At 56.2% G+C, this 6,955-nt stretch carries 11 protein-coding genes; 10 read left to right on the forward strand and 1 reads right to left on the reverse strand.

Annotation, left to right across the window (positions count from 1 at the left end; all coding sequences use genetic code 11):
- The first annotated feature begins 21 nt into the window (after positions 1 to 21).
- The 3 genes from EG885_RS23615 to EG885_RS21225 all read left to right on the forward strand — a co-directional run bounded on the left by EG885_RS23615 (position 22) and on the right by EG885_RS21225 (position 1,001).
- The gene (locus EG885_RS23615; RefSeq protein WP_423227224.1) at positions 22 to 66 is read left to right on the forward strand and encodes a hypothetical protein; all 45 of its coding nucleotides are present in this window, start codon (positions 22 to 24) and stop codon (positions 64 to 66) included.
- The gene (locus tag EG885_RS21215; RefSeq protein ID WP_131578656.1) at positions 66 to 368 is read left to right on the forward strand and encodes a CcdB family protein; all 303 of its coding nucleotides are present in this window, start codon (positions 66 to 68) and stop codon (positions 366 to 368) included. The genes EG885_RS23615 and EG885_RS21215 overlap by 1 nt, the downstream gene beginning before the upstream one ends.
- A gap of 366 nt (positions 369 to 734) precedes the next feature.
- Positions 735 to 1,001: a hypothetical protein gene (locus tag EG885_RS21225; protein WP_131578658.1), complete on the forward strand. Its 267-nt coding sequence runs from the start codon at positions 735 to 737 to the stop codon at positions 999 to 1,001.
- A gap of 83 nt (positions 1,002 to 1,084) precedes the next feature.
- Here the strand turns inward: EG885_RS21225 and EG885_RS22890 are convergent, their stop codons facing one another.
- Positions 1,085 to 1,258: a hypothetical protein gene (locus tag EG885_RS22890; RefSeq protein WP_165571256.1), complete on the reverse strand. Its 174-nt coding sequence runs from the start codon at positions 1,256 to 1,258 to the stop codon at positions 1,085 to 1,087.
- Positions 1,259 to 1,410: 152 nt separating this feature from the next.
- Here EG885_RS22890 and EG885_RS21230 point away from each other — a divergent pair, with 152 nt between their 5' ends.
- From EG885_RS21230 to EG885_RS21260, 7 genes are all read left to right on the forward strand, one after another.
- The gene (locus EG885_RS21230) at positions 1,411 to 1,668 is read left to right on the forward strand and encodes a hypothetical protein (protein WP_131578660.1); all 258 of its coding nucleotides are present in this window, start codon (positions 1,411 to 1,413) and stop codon (positions 1,666 to 1,668) included.
- 488 nt (positions 1,669 to 2,156) lie between these two features.
- On the forward strand, positions 2,157 to 2,543 hold the full coding sequence (locus EG885_RS21235; protein WP_207392371.1) for a hypothetical protein: 387 nt from the start codon (positions 2,157 to 2,159) through the stop codon (positions 2,541 to 2,543).
- 105 nt (positions 2,544 to 2,648) lie between these two features.
- Positions 2,649 to 3,317, forward strand: coding sequence for a DUF1236 domain-containing protein (locus tag EG885_RS21240; RefSeq protein WP_131578662.1), 669 nt, complete (start codon positions 2,649 to 2,651; stop codon positions 3,315 to 3,317).
- A gap of 301 nt (positions 3,318 to 3,618) precedes the next feature.
- The gene (gene mobV, locus EG885_RS21245) at positions 3,619 to 4,896 is read left to right on the forward strand and encodes a MobV family relaxase (protein ID WP_131578664.1); all 1,278 of its coding nucleotides are present in this window, start codon (positions 3,619 to 3,621) and stop codon (positions 4,894 to 4,896) included.
- Between the two features lie 275 nt (positions 4,897 to 5,171).
- Positions 5,172 to 6,191, forward strand: coding sequence for a replication initiation protein (locus tag EG885_RS21250; RefSeq protein WP_131578666.1), 1,020 nt, complete (start codon positions 5,172 to 5,174; stop codon positions 6,189 to 6,191).
- A gap of 43 nt (positions 6,192 to 6,234) precedes the next feature.
- Positions 6,235 to 6,597, forward strand: coding sequence for a helix-turn-helix domain-containing protein (locus EG885_RS23620; RefSeq protein ID WP_131578668.1), 363 nt, complete (start codon positions 6,235 to 6,237; stop codon positions 6,595 to 6,597).
- Positions 6,598 to 6,657: 60 nt separating this feature from the next.
- Complete coding sequence (locus EG885_RS21260; RefSeq protein WP_131578670.1) at positions 6,658 to 6,894, forward strand: type II toxin-antitoxin system CcdA family antitoxin; 237 nt, start codon at positions 6,658 to 6,660, stop codon at positions 6,892 to 6,894.
- Positions 6,895 to 6,955 lie beyond the last annotated feature (61 nt).

Genomic DNA, 6,955 nt, shown 5'->3' on the forward strand with positions numbered 1-6,955 from the left:
CTGACCAGCTCGAACGCCTGGATCGACGCGCAGGGTCTGCCCCTCGATCAATACCGGCAGTTCTGATGGCCCGTTTCGACGTCTACGCCCGCCCCGGTGGGGCGGCGGGTTATGTCTTGGATGTGCAAGCCGATGTGCTGAGCGGATTGAACACCCGGATCGTGGTGCCCCTCCTGCGTGTCGCGGATGCTCCGATCCCGGCGAAGCGGCTCAATCCCATCTTCGAAATTGGGACCGAGCCGCATGTCATGGTCACCCAGTTCATGGCGGCGATCCCGCGCGCCCTCCTACGCAATCCCGTCACCACTCTAGATGATCGTGACAGCGAGATTATGGCAGCGCTGGACATGGTCTTGGTGGGCTTCTGACAATGGCTGACAGTCCCCTCACTCAACCCTGACCCTGCCTGTCTGGCGAGAATGGGCATTAAGCCGATGCTGCTCGTGCCCGGCTCAACCGCTGCCTGTCGTCTGGCGACATAGGTAAAAATAACAGGCCACCACCCCCGGCGCTTCGGGGGTGTGGTCTCAGGAGTGTCATCCGAGCTATGAGCGCGTCTGTGTTCCGTCGCCAGCGATGTGGATTGTGCGAGTGGCAGCGGCGACGGCCCCGAATACGTGCAAGGTCCGGTCGAGGTGGTCGGACCTGACGTCTATGACCTAGACCGGGACGGCGACGGGATCGCCTGCGAACACTGAGGGCCCCGCCGGCTTTTACCAATGATATGATGGCTCATGGACAATCACGACCTTGAGGCCATGTTTTTGGCGGCTGGCCTGCCTGCGGATCAGGTTGACGACGTGCTGGGCTATTTCCAGACTTTCGGCGGCGCGGCCAAAATCACCTCCCGGAGCGATTACGAAACCGCCACGGCTCTCTATCGGGTGATGGATGACAGGTTGGCACCGGATGACCTCTACAGCCCGGCCGCGCGCTATGTGATTTCCCTTGGGGAACAGATCAACGAATGGGACAAGGGGGGGCCGCAGATCCACCGCTAGTTGTGCCAACCCCGAGAAGCGGTGTTATGCGCCGAGACGCGCAGGGGGCGGGGGTCAGCCTGGGGTTGCGAGAAAGATGGCGCCTAGGTGGCAGAACGGGTGGAGACCGCACAAATTTCAGAGCTGTCAATCTTCAAAATGCGAAGTGCATGAACGACTTTAGCCTCGATCATCCGCTCGATCGCTTGATCGCGCTCCCAACTTTCCTGTTTCAGGCGCCAGCTTCTGTCAGCCCCTAACTTCTTGGTCTGGTTCAAAATTAAGCCTTTCACCGATAAGAGTAATGTTCTTAATATAATATAATTTAAGCGGATTTCCCCAGATATTCTCTTAAATGACTTAAACTTGAATTGGCTATCTGGCCTGTCATCGACATATGCCTATTTGGCAAAAGGCGATGAGATAAATAATGCAAGAGCAGGAACTGCGAAAGCTGATCTTGGCAGCGGGTCTGTCTGAAGGTCAGGTTGAAGAGGTTATACGTCATTTATGGATAGTTGACGAAATTCCTCAAATTAACACTACTGCCGCCTATAAGGCTGCCAAGGCACGCTATGATCTGATCAGCGGCTTTGTACCTCCAAATGACACTCATAGCCCGGCGGCGCGATACATCATCGCTCTCGGGGCTCGTCTCATTGACTGGGAACAGAATCGTATGCGATGATACATTGAAATATGTGATATTTCAGCGCATTGCTTAGAAAAAATCTTTTCCCGCTCACGCAAAAAATTTGGAACTAACATCTCCATTTCCCGTTTCTGGTTGCTGGTCTAGCAATGTTAACTTCTTAAAGTTGTGTATAGTAGAGGCGCCTCTGGAGATTTCTCTCTGGAGGCGCTTTTTTCTTGAAAAACAAGTTTTTATTAGAAATTTTCTTGCTTGGGTTGCTGAATTTTGTCAAATTCACGCTGATTTTTCAATAACTCAGGGCAACAAATAAGGCATAATTTTTCAGATTGTTTTTCGAGCAGAAAAACCCGTTCCAGTTGCTCGGGCAGGCTAATGATATAAATCAAGCCCCAGTAGGCATGACCGCTCCCCAGGTCGGATCACGCTATCCTCCTTCCATTCACCAAGTTGGGAACTAAGCGCTGGCTCCAATTCTGACCTGAAGCCGTTATAAGATCAGGAAAAGCATCAGGAGTGCCGTGATGAAAACTCTCTTTTCTGGAATTGCCTTGGCAACCACATTGACCTTCGGGCTTGCAGGCTCAGTCACGGCGGATCCGGGCCGCGGTCGCCATCACGAGCGCGATGCAAACCATGCGCATCAGGGATGCCCGCCGGGTCTCGCCAAAAAATCCCCCGCCTGCGTGCCGCCAGGTCAGGCAAGGCGCAGTGATATCCGCTATGGACGTGGCGTCGGGGACAGGCTGCGTGTCGAAGATTATGTTCTGGTCCGCGATCTGGATCGCTATGATATCGAGCGTCGTGACAACTGGCGCTATTACCGCAGCGACGATCAACTGTATCGGGTCGACGCCGAAACCCGCCAGATTTTGGCAGTGATTAACTTGGCGCGCGCCCTTTTCAACTAACGGTTGAACAAAACGCAACCGTTACTCTCATCCGGGAACTGGAGGCTGTCGCGGCAAGTTTGCATGCATCATCCGGGCATCTGGCCTGCGAGATAGGAGATTACAATGAAAACGTATCTTGTTCCTACTTTCCTCGCAGCCATGACAATTGGCGGAACGGCATCCGCACAAACGATGGCCACAGTTTCAACCGATCTAAACGTCCGTTCCGGACCCGGAGTGCAGCACGACGTAATCGGCGCGATTGGCTCAGGTGACGAGGTGTCCGTTCTGGGCTGCATCGACAGCGCGAACTGGTGTCAGGTCAGCGGCGATAATTTGGAAGGGTGGGCCTATGGCGACTACCTGAACGTTAAGGCAGGCGACGAAGTCGTATCGCTCTATCCCAACCGCGAGACGGTGGGCGTGACCATCATCGAGGCTCCCGTCGGGGATCCGACGACAGGGCAAGACGCTGCAGTCGGCGGTCTTGGGGGCGCTGCGATGGGCGCATTGATTGGTGGACCCATCGGCGCTGCTGCCGGCCTCGTCATTGGTGGTACAACAGGAGCGGCTGCAGCCGAGGATCCTAGCACCGAGGTTACGACCTATGTCACCTCGAATACGGTTGAGCCGATCTATCTGGACGGCGAGGTCGTCGTGGGTGCAGGCATTCCAGAGAACGTCACCATCTACGAGATCCCCGAGCAGCCGGATTATCGTTATGCGCAGATCAACGGGCAGACGGTGCTCGTGAATCCTCAAGATCGCCTGATCACTTATATTTACCGCTGACAACTACGCTCACCTACCTGGAAAGAAAGGGGGCGGGATCTGTTAGCGGCTTTCACAGTACAGCTACGATCATATCAAACCGTCCCATTCTCTCCTCCCCGTTTGTCCGGTGAACCTATCCTGTCCCTCTGTTCTGTCATGCTGTTTGCCACAGACAAACAGCATGACAGAACAGAGGTACGCCGACCTCCAAGGTAAGGTTTATGTGTCCTTTCCCCGCGTTGCGGGGCGAGCGTATAATTTGGCCTTGTGCCAAATTGTCTAGTGAGTACACATAAACCTTACCTTGGAGGTTCGGTCTATGCGCACACGTCACGATGAAGAGGGCATCAACCTCGCCATGACCATCGGGCGCCTCACGCGCGAGCCGAGCTATCGCAGCTTCGCCATCCTTCGCTGCGCCAAGATCAAAACCATGGGCAATATGGGCGCGTCTCTCCAGCATACCTTCCGTGAACGTGACACGCCCAATGCCGATACCCGGCGCACCCCGGAGAATACCGTCCTTGTGGGCGGCGATACCAGCCGCGCCATCCTCGATGCCTGGAAGGACCGCGCCCCCGAGAAGATCCGCAGCAATGCCGTCCATGGGCTGGAGTACTTTGTTGGTGGCTCTCCCGAAGCTTTGAACGCCATGAGCCGAAAACAGCAGGATGCCTACTTCACCGATGCCCTCGACTGGCTCAAGGCTCGCCACGGGGCCGAGAACGTGCTTTCCGCAGTGATCCACCGGGATGAGTCCACGCCCCACATGACGGTGATGACCATCCCCCTCGACGAACGCGGCAAGCTGAACGCCCGCGCCCTCGTCGGCAGCCGCGAACAACTCTCTGCCATGCAGACCGACTTTGCGGAACGGGTCGGGAAGACCCATGGTCTCGAACGCGGCCTGCAGGGCTCTCCGGCGCGCCATGAGCGGGTCCAGAGGGCCTATGCCCATCTCACCGACCCCGATGCCGCCGTGAGCCTCCCTGAGCGCCGCCGAGGCGCCATTCTGGGGCTGGGCGGAGAGACGGAGGCGGAATGGCGGGAAAGGGCCTCAGAGGACGTCTCAGACGCCGTGAGAAGCGTCCGCGCGGTCCGGCTTCGAGAAAACCGCGCTCATGCCGTAGAGGTCTTCACCCTCAAGCAGCAGATCCACGGCACCCCGAAGATGCAGAAGGAGCTCAGCAGCCTTCAATACGATAACAGCAGGCTGCACCGCGAGCTGAAGGCGACCGAGACCAGGGCCGAGCTGATCGCCAAGGAGAACCGCCGCCTGCACGCCATTCAGGACGGCATGGTCGCAGGCGGCCGCACCTTTGCTCGGGAAAACGGTCTGGATGAAAAAGCCTTCATGGCCCGCCTGCAGACGGCAGCACAAAAGGCGCTGGACGAGTTCGATGCCCCGGCTGCAAAGCCCGCCGTCAAGGCGAAGGCTGCGACCAGGACCAGAACGACGCCGCAGCCCAAGGCAGTGGTCGAAGCTGTCGAGCAGTCTCCAAAAAAGAAAACGGTCGTTCAGGAGCGGGTCCGCGAAGAGCCCGTGGTCGAGCACCGGATCAAGCCGAAGGACGATGCCTGGGATGACGGGCACTGACCTCGTTCTCGGCATCGCAACAGGACTCCCAGGTAGCCCGGATGAGGGCGCAAACAGGTCTTTCCAGCCCAAAAATCAGAAGCAAAATGGGCGAAGCCCTTCTTGTTCTAAAGTTCTTCTTAGTTCATGGCCGCTATTAACAAATAAATTCAAATAGTTATGAGTTTATAAGTAGGATATGGGGACTGATAAGTAGGATATGGGGACTGATAAGTAGGATATGGGGACTGAATCACAGGTTGACAGGTAGATTTTAACGCACCTAAAAATCTACCATGATTAAGACCCTGAAAATCGCGGCAGACCGCGCCCATGACGAGACCAAGACCGTGCTGCCCGCCGAGGTGGCGCGCGGGGTCTACATCGAGAATCCGCCAAGTGCCGAAGCTCTCAAACTGATGCATCTTCTGATCGGCACGGCGGGCGGACGCATGGCCGATGATGTGCGCCACGAACTGCGGCTGGCAGACATCAAGAAGATCGATGGCATGCGGAACCATACCCGCGCCACGATGCGGAAGCTCTTCGTCGAGCTGCGGGGAGCGGTGATTGTCTTCGATGACACTGAAGCTCAATGCGAGATCATCGGCGGGTTTCTGGATCAGGCGACGCTGGATTACCGCCGTGAGGTCAGCGACGACCTCCTGGTCGCCTGGTGGTTTGGCAGAGCCTTTCGTGAGATGGCCGAGAAGTCCTGCCACTGGGCTATCCTTGATCGGCAGACAGTGTTCGCCCTGTCTTCGAAATACTCGATCCTGCTGTTCCAGCATGTCGCCAGCCTCGTGAACCTCAATCACGTTACTAGCAAAACCTTCACCGTCGCTGAGCTGCGGGCTGTGATGGGAGTGCCGGAAGAAAAAATTCAACGGTTTGCCAACCTGAACCGAGACGTAATCCAACCAGCCATTTCTGAAATCAATCAGACATCCAGAATGATCTTAACAGCTACGCCAAAAAAGGTCGGGCGGACCGTCACCAACATCACGATTTCTTGGACAGAAAAGCCGCAAGAAGGGAAGCGAGATGCCAAGCGCGAGCTAGACAGCTCCAAGATAGGACGGAAAGCAAGGCGGGAAGGAACGGCCGCGATATCGATCAGTGCATTTCCCGAAACTGGCAGCATCGCTTATTCGCCCTACTGGATCGACCTGAAGCGCAAAGCTGGCTGCAATGCAGATAACGCCAAGATTGCGACCGACTTCCGGCGGTTCTTAAGCGAGCGCGGCATCTCTCGTGACGCTAGCAACATTGAGAAGCTGTTTTCCGACTTCTGCAAGCAGGTGGGGAGACTGTAAAAGTGTCATTCCTATCAAAAAATTGTCTGATATTGTCACTGTCATGACACTGATAAGACTGACACCACAGCAGGCAGCAGAGCGCGTAGGCGTTTCACGCGGAACCATCATGAATGCCATAAAAAACAGTGGTCTTTCGGCGTTCAGAGACAACCGAAATCGCTGGCAAATACCTATCGAGGAACTGTCAAAATGGATGTCAGAAAGATCTGACATTGCCACTGTCAGTGTTGACAGTTCCTTGCCCCCTCGTGCTGAGGGAAATCTGACCAGAATTGCAGTCTTAGAGGCCGAACTTAAGAGCAAAGATCAGCGGATTTTGGATCTAGAGCGTGATCGCGATAGCTGGAAAGAGCAGGCACAAAGCCTAGCGAGACGTCGCCCGCGGCGATGGTGGCCGTTCTGAAACCTGAGCTTGCCTGACACCCTAATGCGCATATATCATGCGCATGAATAGAGGTGGATCATGCAAGCCCAGACTGCCCTCCGAAAGCCCACTAACTTGACCTTGGACCCGGCACTGCTGACCGAGGCCCGGTCCTTTGGTGTCAATCTGTCTAAGGCCGCCGAGGCGGGTCTGCGCCGTGCCGTAGCCGCTGCCAAGGCCGAGGCTTGGCAGCGCGAGAACGCCGCAGCTCTGACCAGCTCGAACGCCTGGATCGACGCGCAGGGTCTGCCCCTCGATCAATACCGGCAGTTCTGATGGCCCGTTTCGACGTCTACGCCCGCCCCGGTGGGGCGGCGGGTTATGTCTTGGATGTGCA

It is taken from the genome of Paracoccus nototheniae (assembly GCF_004335005.1).
Classification (GTDB): domain Bacteria; phylum Pseudomonadota; class Alphaproteobacteria; order Rhodobacterales; family Rhodobacteraceae; genus Paracoccus; species Paracoccus nototheniae.

Excerpts from the sequence above, each read along its gene's own strand:
- EG885_RS21215 (WP_131578656.1), top strand. The coding sequence starts at position 66 with ATGGCCCGTTTCGACGTCTACGCCCGCCCCGGTGGGGCGGCGGGTTAT.
- EG885_RS21225 (WP_131578658.1), top strand. The coding sequence starts at position 735 with ATGGACAATCACGACCTTGAGGCCATGTTTTTGGCGGCTGGCCTGCCT.
- EG885_RS21230 (WP_131578660.1), top strand. The coding sequence starts at position 1,411 with ATGCAAGAGCAGGAACTGCGAAAGCTGATCTTGGCAGCGGGTCTGTCT.
- EG885_RS21235 (WP_207392371.1), top strand. The coding sequence starts at position 2,157 with ATGAAAACTCTCTTTTCTGGAATTGCCTTGGCAACCACATTGACCTTC.
- EG885_RS21240 (WP_131578662.1), top strand. The coding sequence starts at position 2,649 with ATGAAAACGTATCTTGTTCCTACTTTCCTCGCAGCCATGACAATTGGC.
- mobV (WP_131578664.1), top strand. The coding sequence starts at position 3,619 with ATGCGCACACGTCACGATGAAGAGGGCATCAACCTCGCCATGACCATC.
- EG885_RS21250 (WP_131578666.1), top strand. The coding sequence starts at position 5,172 with ATGATTAAGACCCTGAAAATCGCGGCAGACCGCGCCCATGACGAGACC.
- EG885_RS23620 (WP_131578668.1), top strand. The coding sequence starts at position 6,235 with ATGACACTGATAAGACTGACACCACAGCAGGCAGCAGAGCGCGTAGGC.
- EG885_RS21260 (WP_131578670.1), top strand. The coding sequence starts at position 6,658 with ATGCAAGCCCAGACTGCCCTCCGAAAGCCCACTAACTTGACCTTGGAC.